This is a genomic window from Algoriphagus sp., from assembly GCF_024305035.1.
Lineage (GTDB): Bacteria > Bacteroidota > Bacteroidia > Cytophagales > Cyclobacteriaceae > Algoriphagus.
Genome location: NZ_JAMWZB010000022.1, coordinates 62544 through 80083, shown reverse-complemented (window position 1 = coordinate 80083; position 17540 = coordinate 62544). Strand labels below are relative to the sequence as shown.

General features: G+C 41.9%; 21 protein-coding genes and 1 tRNA gene (1 of these 22 only partly in view). 20 read left to right on the top strand and 2 right to left on the bottom strand.

The window, feature by feature from the left end; genetic code table 11:
• Window positions 1-198: 198 nt before the first annotated feature.
• The 12 genes from Q0L00_RS13625 to Q0L00_RS13570 all read left to right on the top strand — a co-directional run bounded on the left by Q0L00_RS13625 (window position 199) and on the right by Q0L00_RS13570 (window position 10110).
• Window positions 199-735, top strand: a complete 537-nt coding sequence (locus Q0L00_RS13625) for a DUF4920 domain-containing protein (protein WP_297337434.1) — start codon at window positions 199-201, stop codon at window positions 733-735.
• A 3-nt stretch (window positions 736-738) separates the two neighbouring features.
• A complete protein-coding gene (locus tag Q0L00_RS13620) occupies window positions 739-942 on the top strand; it encodes a hypothetical protein (protein WP_297337433.1) in 204 nt (67 codons plus the stop codon).
• 98 nt (window positions 943-1040) lie between these two features.
• On the top strand, window positions 1041-1418 hold the full coding sequence (locus Q0L00_RS13615; RefSeq protein WP_297337432.1) for a DUF983 domain-containing protein: 378 nt from the start codon (window positions 1041-1043) through the stop codon (window positions 1416-1418).
• 198 nt (window positions 1419-1616) lie between these two features.
• Complete coding sequence (locus Q0L00_RS13610) at window positions 1617-2045, top strand: hypothetical protein (RefSeq protein ID WP_297337431.1); 429 nt, start codon at window positions 1617-1619, stop codon at window positions 2043-2045.
• A gap of 58 nt (window positions 2046-2103) precedes the next feature.
• Entirely contained in the window at window positions 2104-2784 is a 681-nt protein-coding gene (locus tag Q0L00_RS13605) for a TetR/AcrR family transcriptional regulator (RefSeq protein WP_297337430.1), read from the top strand.
• Window positions 2774-4480 carry an ATP-binding cassette domain-containing protein gene (locus Q0L00_RS13600; protein ID WP_297337429.1) on the top strand — a complete coding sequence of 569 codons (1707 nt, stop codon included), beginning with the start codon at window positions 2774-2776 and terminating at the stop codon, window positions 4478-4480. The genes Q0L00_RS13605 and Q0L00_RS13600 overlap by 11 nt, the downstream gene beginning before the upstream one ends.
• Window positions 4481-4483: 3 nt before the next feature.
• Window positions 4484-5845, top strand: coding sequence for an HlyD family efflux transporter periplasmic adaptor subunit (locus Q0L00_RS13595; protein WP_297337428.1), 1362 nt, complete (start codon window positions 4484-4486; stop codon window positions 5843-5845).
• Window positions 5842-7230, top strand: a complete 1389-nt coding sequence (locus tag Q0L00_RS13590) for a TolC family protein (RefSeq protein ID WP_297337427.1) — start codon at window positions 5842-5844, stop codon at window positions 7228-7230. The genes Q0L00_RS13595 and Q0L00_RS13590 overlap by 4 nt, the downstream gene beginning before the upstream one ends.
• Window positions 7231-7271: 41 nt before the next feature.
• Window positions 7272-7556, top strand: coding sequence for a DUF1330 domain-containing protein (locus Q0L00_RS13585; RefSeq protein ID WP_297337426.1), 285 nt, complete (start codon window positions 7272-7274; stop codon window positions 7554-7556).
• A gap of 126 nt (window positions 7557-7682) precedes the next feature.
• Window positions 7683-8315, top strand: coding sequence for a hypothetical protein (locus tag Q0L00_RS13580; RefSeq protein ID WP_297337425.1), 633 nt, complete (start codon window positions 7683-7685; stop codon window positions 8313-8315).
• Window positions 8316-8455: 140 nt separating this feature from the next.
• A complete protein-coding gene (locus tag Q0L00_RS13575; RefSeq protein ID WP_297337424.1) occupies window positions 8456-9445 on the top strand; it encodes a sugar kinase in 990 nt (329 codons plus the stop codon).
• Window positions 9446-9447: 2 nt separating this feature from the next.
• Window positions 9448-10110: a bifunctional 4-hydroxy-2-oxoglutarate aldolase/2-dehydro-3-deoxy-phosphogluconate aldolase gene (locus Q0L00_RS13570; protein ID WP_297337423.1), complete on the top strand. Its 663-nt coding sequence runs from the start codon at window positions 9448-9450 to the stop codon at window positions 10108-10110.
• A gap of 25 nt (window positions 10111-10135) precedes the next feature.
• Here the strand turns inward: Q0L00_RS13570 and Q0L00_RS13565 are convergent, their stop codons facing one another.
• The gene (locus Q0L00_RS13565) at window positions 10136-10771 is read right to left on the bottom strand and encodes a peroxiredoxin (RefSeq protein WP_297337422.1); all 636 of its coding nucleotides are present in this window, start codon (window positions 10769-10771) and stop codon (window positions 10136-10138) included.
• A gap of 148 nt (window positions 10772-10919) precedes the next feature.
• On the opposite strand from Q0L00_RS13565, the gene Q0L00_RS13560 reads away from it, so the two are divergent.
• The 7 genes from Q0L00_RS13560 to Q0L00_RS13530 are packed head-to-tail and all read left to right on the top strand — an operon-like array spanning window position 10920 to window position 16243.
• Window positions 10920-11252 (top strand): arsenosugar biosynthesis-associated peroxidase-like protein, encoded by a 333-nt coding sequence (locus tag Q0L00_RS13560; protein ID WP_297337421.1) that lies wholly within the window; start codon window positions 10920-10922, stop codon window positions 11250-11252.
• A gap of 5 nt (window positions 11253-11257) precedes the next feature.
• Entirely contained in the window at window positions 11258-12298 is a 1041-nt protein-coding gene (arsS, locus tag Q0L00_RS13555; RefSeq protein WP_297337420.1) for an arsenosugar biosynthesis radical SAM (seleno)protein ArsS, read from the top strand.
• The gene (locus tag Q0L00_RS13550; protein WP_297337419.1) at window positions 12298-12906 is read left to right on the top strand and encodes a TIGR04282 family arsenosugar biosynthesis glycosyltransferase; all 609 of its coding nucleotides are present in this window, start codon (window positions 12298-12300) and stop codon (window positions 12904-12906) included. The genes arsS and Q0L00_RS13550 overlap by 1 nt, the downstream gene beginning before the upstream one ends.
• Complete coding sequence (gene arsM, locus Q0L00_RS13545) at window positions 12899-13870, top strand: arsenosugar biosynthesis arsenite methyltransferase ArsM (protein ID WP_297337418.1); 972 nt, start codon at window positions 12899-12901, stop codon at window positions 13868-13870. Before Q0L00_RS13550 ends, arsM begins: the two co-directional genes overlap by 8 nt.
• Window positions 13848-14480, top strand: coding sequence for a DUF6134 family protein (locus tag Q0L00_RS13540; protein ID WP_297337417.1), 633 nt, complete (start codon window positions 13848-13850; stop codon window positions 14478-14480). Before arsM ends, Q0L00_RS13540 begins: the two co-directional genes overlap by 23 nt.
• A 7-nt stretch (window positions 14481-14487) precedes the next feature.
• Window positions 14488-15180, top strand: coding sequence for a TIGR04283 family arsenosugar biosynthesis glycosyltransferase (locus Q0L00_RS13535; RefSeq protein WP_297337416.1), 693 nt, complete (start codon window positions 14488-14490; stop codon window positions 15178-15180).
• Window positions 15181-15187: 7 nt separating this feature from the next.
• A complete protein-coding gene (locus Q0L00_RS13530) occupies window positions 15188-16243 on the top strand; it encodes a VOC family protein (RefSeq protein WP_297337415.1) in 1056 nt (351 codons plus the stop codon).
• Window positions 16244-16296: 53 nt separating this feature from the next.
• Here the strand turns inward: Q0L00_RS13530 and gap are convergent, their stop codons facing one another.
• Entirely contained in the window at window positions 16297-17325 is a 1029-nt protein-coding gene (gene gap, locus Q0L00_RS13525; RefSeq protein ID WP_297337414.1) for a type I glyceraldehyde-3-phosphate dehydrogenase, read from the bottom strand.
• A gap of 193 nt (window positions 17326-17518) precedes the next feature.
• Between gap and Q0L00_RS13520 the strand changes: the two genes are divergently transcribed.
• Window positions 17519-17540: transfer RNA gene (locus Q0L00_RS13520), tRNA-Glu, on the top strand (it continues 150 nt past the right edge of the window).

Below are 17540 nucleotides of genomic sequence, written 5' to 3'. Positions count from 1 at the left end.
ATTCTGATGTAAAATTAACGGATTGTTAAAATTTCAGAAGTTTTATTGATAAAATTCTTCAAAATCATTTATCCATTAGATTTTTCGCAATCGATTGTGTGGTTTTATTCATCCTTAAGGCCTAAAATCATTCATGACTTTTGAGGCTGTTCTTTGTAGTCAGGCCAAAGGGACTTATTTTTGAAAAAAGGATTGATTATGAAAAAGTTCGATTTAAAGTGGTTATATGGATTGGGGATTTGGGTTCTTTTTGCCTGTAGTACAGCTGAGCGGGAGCCCTTTGCTGATTTGGAATCCCATGAAATGGGCAAAGTAATTGGAAAAGCGGAAACTGTTCCCGGTAAATATGGGGATGAGATGGAGGGGAAAATCCTAATTACCCATTTACCTCGATTTGTTGAGGATGTTGAGAATAAAGGATTTTCAGAGGGGGTAATTCAAGGGGAAATTAAAGAAGTCTGCGCAAGTAAAGGCTGTTGGTTGACCATGGATCTTCCCAATGGAGAGAGTATGCGGGTGACTTTTAAAAATTATGGTTTTTTTGTTCCAACCAACAGCCAGGGATTCCCCGTTTTACTAAAAGGCGTAGGTACCTTAGTTGAGACAGATGTGGAAACTTTAAGACACTATGCAGAGGATGAGGGTAAATCTCCAAAAGAAATTGAGGCCATCACCCAACCCAAAAAGGAAATTACCTTTGAAGCTGAAGCAGTCATCATCCCAGAAAAATCCTGATCAATGGCTATAGCTATAGATAATTTGAGGGTTGGTCGGAGGTACCTGCTCATCAATCTGGGTGAAACTCGAAGATTGGAGATTGTTTTACGGCTTGGAGGTGAAAACTTCAAGGTGAAGGACTTAGATACCTTGGAATATTATACCCTAGAGGAATTGCTTCAGTGGGGCAGAGGGAAAGACTATGACCTAGATGAAATCAGGTAGAACCAAATTGCCAATGACCTGGGATTTTTCACCAATAACGTGTGCTTTTGGTCACTTTTCTCCATGAGGTAACCCATTATTTTCGTAAAAAAAAGGAAATGGCAAAAGGATTAGGAGAAGCAATAATGGGTGCAAAGTGCCCAAGGTGTCGGGAGGGAAACTTGTTTCCAGTATCGGTTTTCAGTTTTCGAAAATTAACCCAAATCAATGGTGCCTGCCCCCAATGTGGCGTCAACCTACAGCCCGAACCCCGATTTTTTGATGGGGCAATGTATATTAGCTATGCTTTTTCAGTTGCGTTGGTTATTTCCGTTTTTGTTGGCCTTAATATCCTTTTTGAACGTCCAGAGCTATGGATGTATCTGGTAACGATAGCAGTAATCAATAGTTTATTGCTTCCTGTCATGCTTCGCTACTCCAAGGTACTCTACCTCTATGCGATAGGAAAGATTCGATACAAAGGAGGGAAAAGCTAAGCCGTGATCTGATTAAGCCCATAAAAAGGTGATTCATTCCCCTGTAATTTCATCTCTTATAATTTATTTTTTAGCCGTCAGATGGAATCTCGCAATTCTAATCCTCGCGGTGTATGACGGGTACGTCATGCTCGATTTCATTTAAGAGTCCTTTTAAACAATTCACCTTGGAGGAGCTTTTACTGTAAACATGAGTGAATGAACTTTCAACGAAAAATTTACAAAGCTGGGTTTTTCCTGCTTTCCTTTTTCTACATCGCTGCAGGTATCAACCATTTTGTCAGCCCCGAATTTTACCTTCCCTTAATCCCTGATTATTTGCCGATGCCTAGGACCTTAAATGCATGGGCTGGTTTTTTTGAACTAGTCTTGGGTATAGGCTTGCTTTTGCCAAATTATCGGCGAAAAGCGATTTGGGGAATCATTATTCTTTTACTCTTTTTTGTTCCATCACACATTTACTTCATACAAATCGGCTCCTGCATTGAGGGCGGACTTTGCGTTCCCGATTGGGTGGCTTGGGTCAGATTAGTGGTTATTCATCCCTTATTGGTGTATTGGGCATCAATTTATAGAAACCATAAAAGTTTTTCTTTGCAAGTTGTAATTAATACTAACAAAAAATGAAGCTTTACTAAACCTTTTCTGTTTTGGTTCCGTTACAGCCTTAAAATTAGGGAAAAGTATGGAGGCCATTTTAAACAAAATCAAGGTTGAGGTTAACTCCAACCTATACCAAAAGGAGCCCTTTAGCTCAGAACTGGGAACGGCGATTGTACAAGAGGGAGCTAAAATGATCCGGGACTTGGGCTTGGAAAACTTTACATTTAAAAAACTATCCGGCCAAATCGGGAGCACAGAAGCAGCGATTTATCGCTACTTTGAAAACAAGCATAAATTATTGCTGTACCTTACGGCCTGGTACTGGGGCTGGATGGAACATAATTTGGTTTTTGGTACGGCCAATCTCGTCGATCCTGCCGAACGGTTGAGGCTTTCGATCAAACTTTTGGCAGAGGGACCGATTTTCCTTAGAAATGAAAATTTGGACCCCAAAATTCTCCGAGAAATTGTCGTCAATGAATCCATCAAAGGGTATTTGACCAAAGATGTGGATCAAGAACATGAGGTGGGGATTTTTGCTCAGGTCTATAAATTCGGAGAGCGGATAGCCAATATTGTTACAGAAATCAACCCAAATTACACCTATCCAAAAACATTAGTTTATACGGTTTTGGAATCCAGTTTGCTCCAATCATTTAATTCTCAACATCTTCCTGGAATGACAGAGAATACCTTAAATGCATCCACTCGTTTTCAATTCTTTTATCAATTGGTGATAAATACCATTCAAAATGATAACTAATAAGGAAATAACTCCGCTCAAGCGCTTTTTTGGATTGCTCAGAGAGGAAAAAAATCAAGTGTATTCGATTTATTTCTATGCCGTCCTCAACGGCTTGATCACGCTTTCATTGCCTCTGGGGATTCAGGCGATTTTAAATTTTATTTTAGGAGGCCGAATATCCACTTCTTGGATTATTCTGGTTGCAATCGTGGCCGGTGGGGTGATATTTAGTGGTTTTTTGCAAATCTCTCAGCTTCAAATCATGGAGAAATTGCAGCAACGGATCTTCTCCAAATCAGGGCTTTCCATTGCTTATCGTCTTCCTCGGGTCAAAGCAGAAATTCTTCATGGGAAATACGGTCCTGAATTAGTCAATCGGTTTTTTGATACGGTAAATCTCCAGAAAGGTCTTTCCAAAATATTGATTGACTTCTCGACCGCATTGCTTCAAGTGATATTTGGTCTTTTGCTGCTTTCGGTTTACCATCCCTTTTTCATTTTGTTTGGACTCTCGCTTGTGCTCATTCTGTTTTTGATTTTTTACTTCTCCGGTCCTAAGGGAATGGAAACCGCCCTAAAAGAGTCAACCTACAAATACCAAACGGCTTATTGGCTGGAAGAGGTGGGGAGGACGATGAATAGCTTTAAGCTTGCGGGAAATACCCGACTGCCTGTATTGAGAGCAGATAAATTGCTTCAGAAATACGTCGATTTTCGATCCAAGCACTTTTCTGTGTTGATCTTCCAATACAAAATAATGATCGGGTTTAAAGTCTTAATTGTCACTTCTTTGTTGGTGGCAGGTAGTTTATTGCTCATCAATGATCAGATCAGTATTGGTCAATTTGTGGCCGCTGAAGTAATCATCATTTTGGTGGTCAATTCGGTGGAAAAGCTCATCCTCTCTTTGGAAACTGTTTATGATACTTTGGTAGCGACGGAGAAACTGGGGAATTTAATGGACCTTGGCTTGGAAGATAGTTCAGGGAGCGAAAAAATTATTACTCCAAAAAAGGAGGGGTTAAAATTTGCCATGAAAAATGTGAGTTTTCAACCCAAAGACGCAGACATTCCCCTGTTACGCAATATTAATTTGACCATTGAAGCAGGTGAAAAGGTAGTCGTCACCGGCAAGAGTGGAAGTGGAAAAAGTGCATTGATGTCCTTGTTTTCAGGTTTGTATGAGGATTTTGAAGGAGAGGTATTGGTGAATGACCTATCGATCAAAATGATCCATCTGGAAAAGTTTCGAACCCTGGTCGGGGATTGCTTGGAAGTCGAGCAGATTTTTCATGGGACTATTCATGAAAATATCCTGATGGGAAGAGAATACGAGGAGAGCCAACTCAATGAAATTCTCCAATTGACCGGTCTTCAGGATTATATTTATCAAAAGCCTTTGGGTTTGGAAACCGAACTGCTTCCTGAAGGAAAAGGGCTTTCGCGTAGACTGGTGCAGAGTATTTTGATTTCCCGATCTCTAGTCGGTAAACCGAAGGCAATGATTATGGAAAATGCGCTCTTGCATCAAACCCAAGAAGTTAAGCTGAAATTGGTGGATTATTTGATGTCGGGAGACTGGACATTGCTTTTGGTTACTTTGGATCAAGAGGTGATTCAGCGGGCCAGTCAGATTATTGTCTTGGACCAAGGTAAACTTTTATTTCAGGGTAACTACTCCCAATATTTGGAATTCTTAAAAACGAATCAATAAGTCATGCTGAATATTTCGAAAATACGAATTACGGAATCCATTCCTTTCAGTGGTGCCAAAAGTTTGGTGATGACCTTGCCATTGAGAGAGTACAACAAGCGGGTGAAAGTATTGACTGCCCTGCTGTTGATATTCTTCATGATGTTGTTTTTGCCTTGGACTCAAAATATCAGGTCCAAAGGTTACGTGACTGCGCTTAGACCTGATCAACGTCCACAAACGATTCATTCGGTTATTGCCGGTAGAATTGAAAAATGGTATGTAGCAGAAGGTTCTTATGTGGCCAAAGGGGATACCATTGTGCGAATTTCTGAAATCAAAGATGAATATTTTGACTCCCTACTTTTGCCTAGAACCCAATTGCAATTGGATGCAAAAAACCTTTCTGCTGAATCGTATGGCAATAAAGTAGAGGCCCTTCGAGCCCAGATTGCTGCCTTGAAAAGAAATAATGTGCTACGATTAGAGCAGGCAGAGAATAAATTACGCATGGCCGAATTAAAGGTGGAATCTGACAGCATTAAATTCTACCAAGCCCAGATTAACTTTGATATTGGAAAGCAACAGCTGGAACGATGGGAAAGTCTTTATGCCGAAGGACTCAGATCCCTCACTGACCTAGAGAGTCGACGGTTGAAATTTCAAGACGTTCAGGCAAAGCTGATTGCAGCCGAGAACGATTACCTGAGCAGTCAAAACATGCTGATTACGGCCAGGCTGGACCTGGATGCCATTGACAATGACTTCAAGGATAAATTAGCCAAAGCTGAATCAGAGATGTTTACGGCCATGTCCTCGCAATTCGATACCGAAGCTACAGCAACCAAGCTAGAAAATCAATATTCCAATTACGAGGCGAGGACCAATTTCAGATACATTCTAGCTCCTCAAAATGGCTACCTGGCTGAAGCAATAAAAGTAGGGATTGGAGAAACCATCAAAGAGGGGGAGCCTATTTTGAACATTGTTCCTGCTGAGGCTGAATTGGCAGTAGAAATGTACGTGCAGCCGGTAGATTTTCCATTAATTAAAGTAGGTAACCGGGTGCGTTTTATCTTTGACGGATGGCCAGCAATTGTATTTTCAGGATGGCCACAGATCTCCAATGGCACCTTCGGCGGGGTGGTGGTTGCCATTGACCAGTTTGCCGGCAGTAATAATCAATATCGGGTTTTGGTGATCGAAGACCCAGAGGAAGAGGCTTGGCCGGAGGCTCTCCGGATTGGCTCGGGAGCAGATGGAATTGCGCTGCTCAACGATGTTCCCGTCTGGTATGAAATATGGCGACAACTCAATGGGTTTCCGGCTGATTATTATACCCAAGAACAAAAAAATGCAATCTCAAATGAGATCAAGGTAAAATGAGAAAATTAATTTTATCACTTCTTTTTGCTTCTCAGATGATTTCTGCTCAGGCATTCCAGACGGACACCTTAACGGTGGATACCTTTTTGGAGTGGCTGCAACGAAACCACCCGGTGGCTTCTCAGGCGGATATTACCTTAGAAATGGGTGCGATGGAACTTCGGACTGCCCGAGGAGCTTTTGATCCACTTTTATTTGGAACCCTGGATAATAAAGAGTTTAAAGAAAGTACCTACTACGATAAACGGGAGGCTGGATTGAGCATTCCCACATGGGCGGGTGTGGAGCTGAACGGAACCTTTGAACAAAACTCAGGAGAGTTTTTAGGTAATGAAAATCGGGTTCCTGCAGGGGGACTTTTTGCCGCTGGAGCCTCGGTCAATTTAGGACAAGGCTTAATTTTGGACGAACGAAGGGCAGCCCTCAGACAAGCTCAGATTTATCAGCAGTCCACAGAGGTTGAACGGATTCAATTACTCAATCAATTGTATTTATCAGGATTTGAATCCTACTGGAATTGGTCTTTAGCGTATAAGAACCTTCAAGTATTGGAAGAAGGAGTGAAGCTCGCCGAGGTAAGATTCAATGCCATCAAAAGAAGCTTTGAGCAAGGGGATTTTGCGGCCATTGATACCGTAGAAGCTTATTCTCAATTGCTTAACAGACAGTACAGACTGCAAACTGCCCAGAATGATTACTTTGCCGCCACTCAATTTCTGAATACTTTTCTCTGGAATGAGGATCAAACCCCGATGGTTTTGAACCCAGAAATCATTCCTGAAGATTTGGACGAGGAGTGGAATGACTTGATTAATGCCGAGGAGTTGAGGTCTTTGGTGGCCAACCACCCGGAACTCCGCTTGACGGATTTTGAACTGGCTGGTTTGGAGGTTGACCGAAAATTGAAAGCTCAATCCATTTTACCAGTAGTCAAAGTCAAATACAATTTTCTAGTGGAGCAATTAAATCAATTTGAATCCGCACCGTTTTTTGAAAACAATTACAAATGGGGAGTATCGGTGTATACGCCCTTATTGTGGAGAAAAGCCAGAGGATCGGTAGGCTTGGCAAAGGCTAAAATTGATTTCAAGCAAAATTCACGGGAATTAAAGGAAATTCAACTCCGAACTAAATTGGAGTCAGAAATCAATAATTTTAGGATATTAGATCAGCAGGTCACTACTTTTGGCCAAAACGTCTCCAATTTGGAGCGTTTGCTTTCTGCTGAATTGAGACGGTTTGAGATCGGAGAAAGTAGCCTGTTTTTGATCAACGCCCGTGAAATTACCGTTTTTGACTCAAGGCTTACTTTTAATCAACTCCTTGCCAAGCAAAAAATTGCACTTGCCAAGGTTCGATTTGCAGCAGGTTTGGGTTTTGAGTAGGTTTTTTAAGGGTTAATGTCTTATTTTTCGAAAAAAAAGATATGGCTGCATTTGTGATTGTAGAGGCGGATATTTTTGATTCTGCCGTGTATGATGAGTACAAAAAACTAACCCCGGCTACAGTGGCTGCTCACGGTGGTAAATTTATTTTGCGGGGAAATCCAGTAGAAGCATTGGAGGGGGAATGGAAACACGATCGATTGGTGATGTTAGAATTTCCGGATAAAAAAAGTGCAAAGGATTGGTATTATTCTAAGGAATATCAAGAGGCAAAGGAGATTCGGTCAAAAGGGTCAACAGCAAAATTTCTTTTGATAGAGCAATAATTATTTTTGGCATTTTTATTGGTATGAAATACAATTATATGAATATGCAAAAGTTTATTTGCTTCATTCATTTTAAAATTCTATTTCAAACAACCTTAAAATTCAATTACCCTTAAAAATGTTCAAATGAAAAAACAGCTATCTATCACCCAAAAAATGCTCGCTTTCATCCTAGTTTTGTTTGGAGCGGCAGCTTGTATCTCAGAAACTGAGACTCCTTTAGCCGAACAGTCGCAGGTCGAAAGCGCTGAGCTTGAAGAAGGCGGGGAAAATTTAAAGAAAGGGGGATATATTCCCTATGAAGAGTCTTTTGTCAATCAAATTACGCCATTTAATTTAGGTACAGCGGAATCACCCCTTATCTTTTTACCCGGAACCGGGGAAGGAAAAGGCCAAGGAATGGGAAAAGTCTATTCATTCATCAATCAGGTCGCAACTTCACCTACCACTTCTGAAGGTGCTCCAGTGACGCAGTTCCATGAAGAGGCTTTAGCTGCTTTTGGATTAACTGATATTCCTGACGACGTCCATTCTGTTACCGTAAGCGAAAATGGAACGGCCATCTTCTATTCAGGCGAAACCAATATTGCCACTTTTCCTGATGAAAATGGAAGGGTAGAATTTGAAGCGGTGGTACACATCGTGGGAGGAACCAAAAAATTCAAAAATGCCAAAGGGGAGGGAAAGCTAACCGGATCTTACCATGCGGGTACAGGTCAAGGCACTTCTAAAATTGAAGCCCTGATTCAATTAAACTAATCCGTGAAAGTATCAAAAAGGATGGTCTAGGGATCATCCTTTTTTTTGCCCAATAGAAAGCGATTCCGTAGATTTTTTGGGATTGAAATGGGGGATTTTTGAGGGGAATGGGTAATTTGTTGGCTCTGATCAAATCTACCATGAAAAAAATTATTACCCTTGGCGAAGTAATGCTTCGACTTTCTCCACCTGGACATCAGCGGTTTTGTCAAGCCCAAAATTTTGAAATTGAGTTTGGAGGTTCGGAGGCTAATGTGGGCGCAAATTTGGCAACTTGGGGAGTTTTCGTTCAGCATCTTACAGCTTTTCCCGCTCACTCATTGGGTCAAGCAGCGATAGCCAAGCTTAGGCAATGGGGAATTGATCCTTCATTTTGTTACCAAAATGAAGGGCGCTTGGGCACATATTTTCTGGAAAAAGGCGCGCTTGACCGAGGTTCAAAAATCATATATGATCGGGAGAATTCCAGTTTTTCAACATTGGATCCGGATTCTGTGGATTGGGCGGAGCTTTTTAAAGATGCGGATTGGCTGCATTGGTCGGGAATTTCTCCGGCAATTTCCCAATCAAGCGCCCGACTAACCCTACGAGCCGTTAGTGAAGCCCAGAAGGTGGGGGTTAAGGTTAGTGGAGATTTGAATTATCGGAGTAATCTTTGGGCCTATGGTAAAGCTGCCTACCAAATCATGCCTGAGTTGATGGAACATACTCAGGTCATGATTGCCGGTAAGCGTGATTTTGAACAGTGCCTGAATGAACATTTTGAGAGTTTTGATCAAGCTGCTGCCTATGCTTTTGACCGGTTTGATCAGTTGGAGTGGATTAGCCAAACCTTGCGGGTAACTCATTCTGCCTCACACAATACAATTTCTGCTGAACTTCATTCAAGAACCGAATCTTTCCATTCCAAATCCTATGATTTGACTCCAATAGTAGATCGGGTAGGTACAGGTGATGCTTTTGCCGCTGGGCTAATTTATGGCCTTTTGCACACCAATCCTTCTCACTGCATCGAGTTGGCCATGGCAGCGGGTGCTTTAAAACACAGTGTACCCGGTGATCAGTTGTACGCCAGTTTGGATGAAATTAAAGAAGTCATTGCGGGAAATTCCGGAAAAATCAAACGTTAACCATGAGAAATCCTTCCAGTCCTTTTATCCAAAAAATGCATCAAGCTGGTGTAATGCCTATATTTTATCATCCTGAGGAAGCGATCTGTCTCCGGCTTTTGGAAACCGCCTACGAAGGGGGAATTCGTGTAATTGAGTTGGTGAACCGCGGAGAGGAGGCCCCTAAGGTTTTTCCCGCTCTGAAGAAATTAGCCGAGTCGCTACCCGGGCTTTCCCTTGGCGTGGGTACAATTTATCATCCCTGGCAAGCTGAAGAATTCATTTATATGGGTGCTGAATTTATTGTGGCTCCAGTTATGAATGAAAAATTGGGGGAATATTGTCAAAAGGTAGATATCCCCTGGGTACCGGGCTGTGGGACTTTGACCGAGATTTTTAGAGCCACCGAACAAGGAGCCGAACTGGTAAAAATCTATCCGGCCAATATCCTCACTCCTGATTTTGTTCCGGCTGTCCATGCGGTTTTACCAAAAGTGGAAATCATTCCAACCGGCGGAGTTGAACCTCATTTGGAAAGTATCAAGCCTTGGTTTGATGCCGGGGTGCTATGTGTGGGCATGGGCTCCCAACTCATTCGAAAGAATTGGGTCGCTTCAGGTGAGTTCTCAAAAATTTCAGATTCGATTAAATCTGTGGTGAAAACCATCGAGCAGATCAAAAAATAAAGGGAGCCATAAGACTCCCTTCGAATTACAAATTAGGCTGCGGAGTAGTCCGCAAGTAAGGTTTGATGACTTGGTGACCTTTGGGAAACTTCTCAGGAATGTCCTGGTCTTTAATTGCTGGTGCAATTACCACATCCTCTCCGTGTTTCCAATTGACCGGTGTTGCCACTGAATAGTTGGCAGTCAGTTGAAGGGAATCAATCACCCGGAGCAATTCATCAAAGTTTCTACCCGTGGAAGCTGGATAGGTAATGATCAGTTTGATTTTTTTATCATTTCCAATCACAAAGACTGAACGCACGGTAAAATTCTCATTGGAATTGGGGTGAATCATATCATAAAGCTGAGAAATCTTTTTGTCTTCATCAGCGATGATTGGGAAATTCACCTCTGTATGTTGGGTTTCATTGATGTCGGATATCCAGCCTTTATGGCTTTCCAAGCCATCTACACTTAAAGCCATAACCTTAGTGTTCCGCTTTTCAAATTCTTCTTTTAACTTGGCTACAGCTCCAAGTTCGGTGGTACAGACCGGAGTGTAATCAGCAGGATGAGAGAAAAGTACGCCCCATCCATCTCCTAAATACTCATAAAAGTCAATTTTGCCTTGACTTGTTTCAGCTTGAAAATTTGGAGCTATGTCTCCTAATCGTAGTGTCATAATGGTTTTTTATTTTAAAGTCTATAGGGATAATAGGATATTGACTTAAATTGTTCCCACAAAGACAAATAATAACATTCCGGCCATTCTTGTGTTTTTTTTTGAATACCTTCAATCCATTAACTTAAAACAATTCGTATATCTATTTATGAAAACTTATTACAATCCGGAAGACCTAAAAAAGTTTGGTAAAATTGGTGAGCTGCAAAAACCACTTGCTGATAAATTTTTCGATTATTATGGGGAGGTTTTTGCCGAAGGAGCATTAACTGCCAGAGAAAAATCCCTGATTGCACTCGCCGTGGCCCATGCCATTCAATGTCCTTATTGCATCGATGCCTACACTACGGATACTTTAGAAAAAGGATGCGATGAAGAACAGATGATGGAAGCGGTTCATGTGGCAGCGGCCATTAGGGGAGGAGCCTCCTTGGTGCATGCCACCCAAATGATGAATAAAATCAATGAAATCTCGATGTAGTTGGAATGAAGTCTCTAAAAGCATTAGAAAATCCTATCGCTGAACCCGCATTTGAACTAGAAATACTTGAGCAAAGTAAGATAGATTCCTTTGAAAGTAAATTAGATCAAATCGGTCTTTTTCCGCTCAAACCGACCCAAATTGAAATATTACAGATCAATATGGGTAAAATGTGCAACCAAGTCTGCAAACATTGTCATGTGGATGCCGGACCAGACCGAAAAGAAATCATGACCCCCGAAACGATGGCTGATTGCTTGGAAGTTATTCGGAATCATGAAATTTCCACGGTAGATCTAACCGGTGGTGCTCCAGAAATGAATCCTGATTTTAGATGGTTTGTCGAAGAAATCCGAAAAATCAATTCAACTTGTACAATTATCGTTCGGTGCAACCTTACCATAATCCTGGCCAATCCCAAATACCATGATCTACCTGAGTTTTATAAAAAACACCGGATAGAAGTAGTTTCCTCTTTACCGTATTTTTCGGCTATGAAAACCGATTCTCAGCGGGGAAACGGTGTTTTTGACAAAAGTATCAAGGCACTTCAGATGCTCAATGCGGTCGGGTATGGGATTCCTGGATCTGATTTAGTTTTAAATCTGGTTTACAATCCATCCGGGGCCTTTTTGCCTCCGGCGCAAGAGGCCTTGCAGGCTGAGTTTAAGAAAAAGCTTCGGGATAAATTTGATATTCAGTTTAACTCCCTGTTTGCCATTACCAATATTCCCATTAGTCGGTTTTTAGAGTATTTGGTTCGGAGTGAAAACTATGAAGACTATATGGAAAAACTACTCCAAAGTTTTAATCCCATTGCCGCCGAAAATGTTATGTGTAGAAATACCATCTCTGTCGGTTGGGATGGGTTTTTATACGATTGTGATTTCAATCAGATGCTTGATTTGAAGGTAGATGCTCCTGACAGTCAGCATATCGCTGACTGGAATATGAGCTCCTTAACCAGTCGGTCAATTATTGTCAACAAACATTGTTTTGGATGTACTGCTGGTGCAGGCTCCAGCTGTGGGGGAACGACTGCTTAATGAAAAAGTCTGCAATCATCATTTTTCAAAAAAATGCCGAATTAGGCAAGGTGAAAACCCGATTGGCCAAAGACCTGGGAGATCAAACTGCCTTGGCTATTTACGGGCAGCTATGCGCTTACACGCATAGCGTTTGCAAACAAGTTTCCGTTGAAAAATACCTGTATTTTTCCAATTTTATTCCCCAAGAAAGTTCCCCTGATTCGTCCTATCGTTTTCGGCTTCAGCGAGGAAAAGAGTTGGGGGAGCGGATGTCGAATGCATTTTATGATTTATTCCAAAGTGATTTTGAAAAAGTGCTGATCATCGGCACAGATTGTCCGGAAATTACCCCAGACTTGTTGTCTGAAGCTTTTGCGCGATTGGACCGTAGTGAAGTTGTAATGGGTCCAGCAGAAGACGGAGGATATTATCTTTTGGGGATGAGGGAATTTTTTCCGCAATTATTTCAACAAATGGAATGGAGTACCTCAGAGGTGGCAATTCAAACTAAAAAAAGATTGGAAACCGGTAAGATATCTTATGAACTTTTACCCCTTCTTACCGATATTGACACGATTGAAGATTTGGAAAAAATAAAAGATTTAATAGACTTCTCCTATGACTAATTACCTGGATACCACCATCGATGTGTACGCCAAAGCAGCCCAAACTCCGGATGTTGGCTTGTGCTGCACCACTTCGCCTATTTGGCAATTTCCGGGATTGAAAATTCCCAAAATCATGCAGGAAATGAATTATGGCTGTGGCAGCACGGTTCATCCCCGCGATTTGGTGAACAATCCTCGCATTCTTTATGTGGGAGTGGGAGGAGGAATGGAAGTGCTTCAGTTTTCCTATTTTTCCAGACAGGTATCTGGGGTGGTTGGCGTCGATATTGTCGAGGACATGCTGGTTGCCTGTGATAAAAATCTGCAACTAGCCGAACAGGAAAATGATTGGTTTTCAAGTGATTTTGTCACGCTCAAAAAAGGAACGGCTTTGAATTTGCCCCTAACGGACAATTCGATTGATGTGGCTGCTCAAAATTGCCTCTTTAATATCTTTACCCAGGAAGACCTCAGAAAGGCCCTGGCAGAAATGTATCGGGTCTTGAAGCCTCATGGCAGACTGGTTTTAAGTGATCCGATTACCGAAGATCCCATGCCGGAGAAATTGAGGGATGACCCTAAGCTTAGAGCCTTATGCCTGAGTGGCTCCCTTCCGTTAAAGGAATATATTGACCTGATTACCGAAGCTGGATTTGGTACAGTGGAAATCCGTGCCAAGCGTCCTTATCGGGTGTTGGCCCCAGGCCAATATCAGACTGATCATCTAATCGTATTAGAATCCGTTGAAGTATGTGCGATCAAAGATCCCATGCCCGCTGATGGTCCTTGCGTATTTACCGGGAAGGCAGCGGTTTATTTTGGGGATCAGGAATACTTTGATGATCAAAAAGGTCATGTTTTGATGCATAATCAGCCCCTGGCTATATGCGACAAAACAGCAAGGGACCTGGAGTCTCTGAATAGGAAGGATTTGCTCATTACCGACTCAACCTACTTTTATGATGGAGGAGGCTGCTGTTAAATTCAGGCGGTTTTTATTTGCCTTCGGGATAGTCTTGGGGTGGGGCCTAGGGGGGCTGTCCCCTATACAAGCCCAATCAATAACCGATACGTATGAAATACGAGTGGCTGGTTTTAAGATTGGAGATTTAAAAGCAAAGTTTTTCCAAATCGGCGAAAAGCAAAATCTACAACTTCAAAGCCAGGTCAGTTTTTGGTTTTTTGGAAAAATCTACCTCGACCATGAAATCAATTGTGATTATCGAGGTCAACAGCTGATCACTTCTGAAGTTTCTTCCAAGTCAAATCGAGGTGATTTTTTTAGCAAAATCGAATGGGATGAAAATTACTATCGGGTGGATGCAGAGACGTATAAATTCGAAAATTCCAAGGCTATTTCACAGGTAATTGAAGGCAGCACGGCAAAGTTTTACTTTGAAAAACCCAAGGATGGGGATTTCATCGTTTCGGAAACCTTTGGATTGATGAGTGAGGTGGAAGAGGTAGAGCAGGATGTGTTTGAGATCGAAATCAACGGAAACCGAAATCGCTTCTATTATACTGGGCAGGAATTGACCAAAGTGGTCATCCAGAATCCGATAAAAAACTATGTGATCCAAAAAGTAAACTGATTTTTTGATGAAAATATCTGTAATCATCCCAACACTCAATGAATTGGCAAACCTTCAGGAATTGATCCCCTTACTCAAAGCGGAACTGAAGGATTACCCACATGAGATCATCGTGGTAGATGGGGGAAGCAAGGATGGAAGTGAAAGTTTCTGTCAATCTGCTCAGGTGGACTTTGTTCAAACCGAAAAATCAAGTCGGGCCATTCAGATGAATCTAGGAGCCAAGCGAGCCAGTGGAGAGATGCTTTATTTTGTGCATGCGGATACCCGACCCTTACAGGGCTTTTATCAGGATATTAGTCAGGCCATGAAAAGGGGGCACCAAGTCGGTTGCTATAGGTATCGATTTGATCATCAATCATTCTTACTTCAAATCAATGGCTGGTTTACGCGATTTAACGGGCTTTTTGCTGGAGGAGGAGATCAAACACTTTTCATACACCGGGCAATTTTCAAGGAAATTGGAGGCTTTGACGAGAAATTCTGTATTATGGAAGATTTCGATTTGGTTCGTCGAGTCAAAAAAAACGTTCACTTTCATATCATTCCCAAGGCGATTCAGGTATCTGCAAGGAAATATGAAAAAAATAGCTGGTTTAAAGTTCAATGGGCTAACTTGGTCGCTTTCCTGTATTTTATGCAAAACCGAGATCCCAAAGAAATTCGAGATCAATACCATAAAATGCTCACTCACAGATAATAACTGAATGACCTATTCGATTAACGGGATTCAACAGATTGGAATTGGAGTAACTGACGCAAGCGTTTCATGGGATTGGTACAAAAAAGCTTTTGGGATGGATGTCCCTATTTTCAAAGACAGGGCAGCAGCCACGTTGATGACACCCTATACCGGAGGAAAAGTTGAGCAACGCTATGCGATTTTAGCCATGAACCTGCAGGGTGGAGGAGGCTTCGAAGTATGGCAATACACCTCAAGAGAACCCCAGCCGGCAGCTTTCCCAATTCAGCTGAATGACTTAGGTATTTTGGCCATTAAAATCAGATGCAGGGATATTCATCAAGCTAAAATCCACCTTGAAAAGCTGGGAGCTACCATTATATCCCTTCCTTCCCTTAGTCCCTCTGGAGCGCTTCATTTCTATGTTCGAGATCCCTTTTTTAATTTATTTGAATTGATTGAAAACGATTCTTGGTTTACTCAAAATAAAGGAATCACAGGTGGGGTTTGCGGGGCAGTAATTGGCTGTTCCTCCATCGAAAAAAGTTTGTCTTTGTATCGGGATTTACTTTTGCACGATCAGGTTAAAGCAGATCAAACCGCTCATTTTGAGGAATTCAAACATTTACCTGGAGGCCAAGGAAAGTTTCGAAGAATAATCTTGGCCAAAACCTCGGTACCCAGTGGGGCATTTGGGCGCTTACTGTGCCAAACCGAAATCGAATTGATCTCCAATTTGGAGTCTCCTGGGAGGAAAGTTTTTGAACATCGATTTTGGGGAGATTTAGGATTCATTCACTTGTGCTTTGATGTCAATCAAATGGATGGTTTGAAGGCTAAAGCAAAATTGATGGGTTTTGAATTTAAGGTAGACAGTAAGGATAATTTTGATATGGGTAAAGCTGCAGGCCGTTTTGCGTACCTGGAAGATCCAGATCAGACCCTGGTCGAATTGGTGGAAACTTATAAGGTGCCTATTTTTGCACCTTTGGGCCTATATTTGAATCTTAAATTGCGCAAGAAGTCAACTCCTTTGCCTAATTTTTTGATCAAAGCTTTAGCTCTCAACAGGGAAAAGTAACTCAATTTCGATGGATTAAAACAGGGGTAAACCGGTTGATCTATTGATTTTTCCTAGCCCTTACTTCTCTGGGCTTTCTGTGTGATTACCCCGATTAAGTCTACCAATCGGTTGGCATATCCGGCTTCATTATCGTACCAGCCCACAATTTTGATCAGGTTACCTTTCGAGGAGGTAAGTGCCGCGTCGATGATGCAAGAATGGGGATTTGCTAAAATATCCATGGAAACAATGGGGTCTTCCTCCACTTGTATGATTCCTCTCAAATACCCATTGGAGGCTTTTAAAAATGCATCATTGATCGCCGCAACGCTTGCCTGATGCTCCAGTTCAACAATTAAATCCGTCAAGGAACCATCCGGAACAGGAACTCGCATTGCTGAGGCTTCAATTTTTCCGTTCAGCTCAGGCAGTACCCGATCCAGGGCGCGTCCCGCATTGGTGGTCGTTGGAATGATGGAATAAGCCGCTGCTCGTGCCCTTCTTAAGTCCCGGTGAGGGGCATCATGAAGATTTTGATCGTTGGTATAAGAATGAACGGTGGATGCATAGCCTTTTACCACCCCAAATTGATCATGGAGGACATGAACCATGGGCGCCAGGCAATTGGTGGTGCAAGAGGCATTGGATACAATTTTCTCCTCACCGGTAAGGATGGATTCATTGACGCCAAGAACAATCATTTTGATGCTTTCATCTGGAGAAGGGGCTGAGATAATAACTTTTTTTGCACCTGCTTTCAAATGCTTTTCAGCTCCTTGTCGAGTGGTAAACCTGCCTGTGCATTCAAGGACTAAATCCACATTCATCTCTTCCCAAGGCAGGTTTTCCGGATCCGATTGGGATAATAAATTCACGGATTGTCCTCCCACCAACAATTTTCCTTCTTCCAAAGAAACCGGCATAGTCAACCGGCCATGGATCGAGTCGTATTTTAAAAGATGCGCAATGGCTTGATTATCGGCCAAATCATTGATCGCGACCAATTCAAGTTCTGGATGTTCTAAAATCAATTTGGTCGTATATCGGCCGATTCTTCCGAAGCCGTTTATGGCGATGCGTAAAGTGGGATGGGTGTTCATGAATCAAGGGTGAATTTCAACATTTAAAAATAGCTAAAAGGAAGGGATTCTTATAAATCAAAATTTTAATTGCTTTAGATCAGGTTTTTAGATCTCCTTCAAAATAAATTTCTGTGCCCACTTTGCTATTCTAAAAGCAAGCCTCTATATTTGCACAACCTTTTGAAAAAGGACGTTTTTCAAGGTTTTTCATGGTCCGTTCGTCTAGGGGTTAG

Bases quoted from the DNA above. Each gene is read 5' to 3' on its own strand.
- Q0L00_RS13625 (WP_297337434.1), top strand. From the start codon at position 199: ATGAAAAAGTTCGATTTAAAGTGGTTATATGGATTGGGGATTTGGGTT.
- Q0L00_RS13620 (WP_297337433.1), top strand. From the start codon at position 739: ATGGCTATAGCTATAGATAATTTGAGGGTTGGTCGGAGGTACCTGCTC.
- Q0L00_RS13615 (WP_297337432.1), top strand. From the start codon at position 1,041: ATGGCAAAAGGATTAGGAGAAGCAATAATGGGTGCAAAGTGCCCAAGG.
- Q0L00_RS13610 (WP_297337431.1), top strand. From the start codon at position 1,617: ATGAACTTTCAACGAAAAATTTACAAAGCTGGGTTTTTCCTGCTTTCC.
- Q0L00_RS13605 (WP_297337430.1), top strand. From the start codon at position 2,104: ATGGAGGCCATTTTAAACAAAATCAAGGTTGAGGTTAACTCCAACCTA.
- Q0L00_RS13600 (WP_297337429.1), top strand. From the start codon at position 2,774: ATGATAACTAATAAGGAAATAACTCCGCTCAAGCGCTTTTTTGGATTG.
- Q0L00_RS13595 (WP_297337428.1), top strand. From the start codon at position 4,484: ATGCTGAATATTTCGAAAATACGAATTACGGAATCCATTCCTTTCAGT.
- Q0L00_RS13590 (WP_297337427.1), top strand. From the start codon at position 5,842: ATGAGAAAATTAATTTTATCACTTCTTTTTGCTTCTCAGATGATTTCT.
- Q0L00_RS13585 (WP_297337426.1), top strand. From the start codon at position 7,272: ATGGCTGCATTTGTGATTGTAGAGGCGGATATTTTTGATTCTGCCGTG.
- Q0L00_RS13580 (WP_297337425.1), top strand. From the start codon at position 7,683: ATGAAAAAACAGCTATCTATCACCCAAAAAATGCTCGCTTTCATCCTA.
- Q0L00_RS13575 (WP_297337424.1), top strand. From the start codon at position 8,456: ATGAAAAAAATTATTACCCTTGGCGAAGTAATGCTTCGACTTTCTCCA.
- Q0L00_RS13570 (WP_297337423.1), top strand. From the start codon at position 9,448: ATGAGAAATCCTTCCAGTCCTTTTATCCAAAAAATGCATCAAGCTGGT.
- Q0L00_RS13565 (WP_297337422.1), bottom strand. From the start codon at position 10,771: ATGACACTACGATTAGGAGACATAGCTCCAAATTTTCAAGCTGAAACA.
- Q0L00_RS13560 (WP_297337421.1), top strand. From the start codon at position 10,920: ATGAAAACTTATTACAATCCGGAAGACCTAAAAAAGTTTGGTAAAATT.
- arsS (WP_297337420.1), top strand. From the start codon at position 11,258: ATGAAGTCTCTAAAAGCATTAGAAAATCCTATCGCTGAACCCGCATTT.
- Q0L00_RS13550 (WP_297337419.1), top strand. From the start codon at position 12,298: ATGAAAAAGTCTGCAATCATCATTTTTCAAAAAAATGCCGAATTAGGC.
- arsM (WP_297337418.1), top strand. From the start codon at position 12,899: ATGACTAATTACCTGGATACCACCATCGATGTGTACGCCAAAGCAGCC.
- Q0L00_RS13540 (WP_297337417.1), top strand. From the start codon at position 13,848: ATGATGGAGGAGGCTGCTGTTAAATTCAGGCGGTTTTTATTTGCCTTC.
- Q0L00_RS13535 (WP_297337416.1), top strand. From the start codon at position 14,488: ATGAAAATATCTGTAATCATCCCAACACTCAATGAATTGGCAAACCTT.
- Q0L00_RS13530 (WP_297337415.1), top strand. From the start codon at position 15,188: ATGACCTATTCGATTAACGGGATTCAACAGATTGGAATTGGAGTAACT.
- gap (WP_297337414.1), bottom strand. From the start codon at position 17,325: ATGAACACCCATCCCACTTTACGCATCGCCATAAACGGCTTCGGAAGA.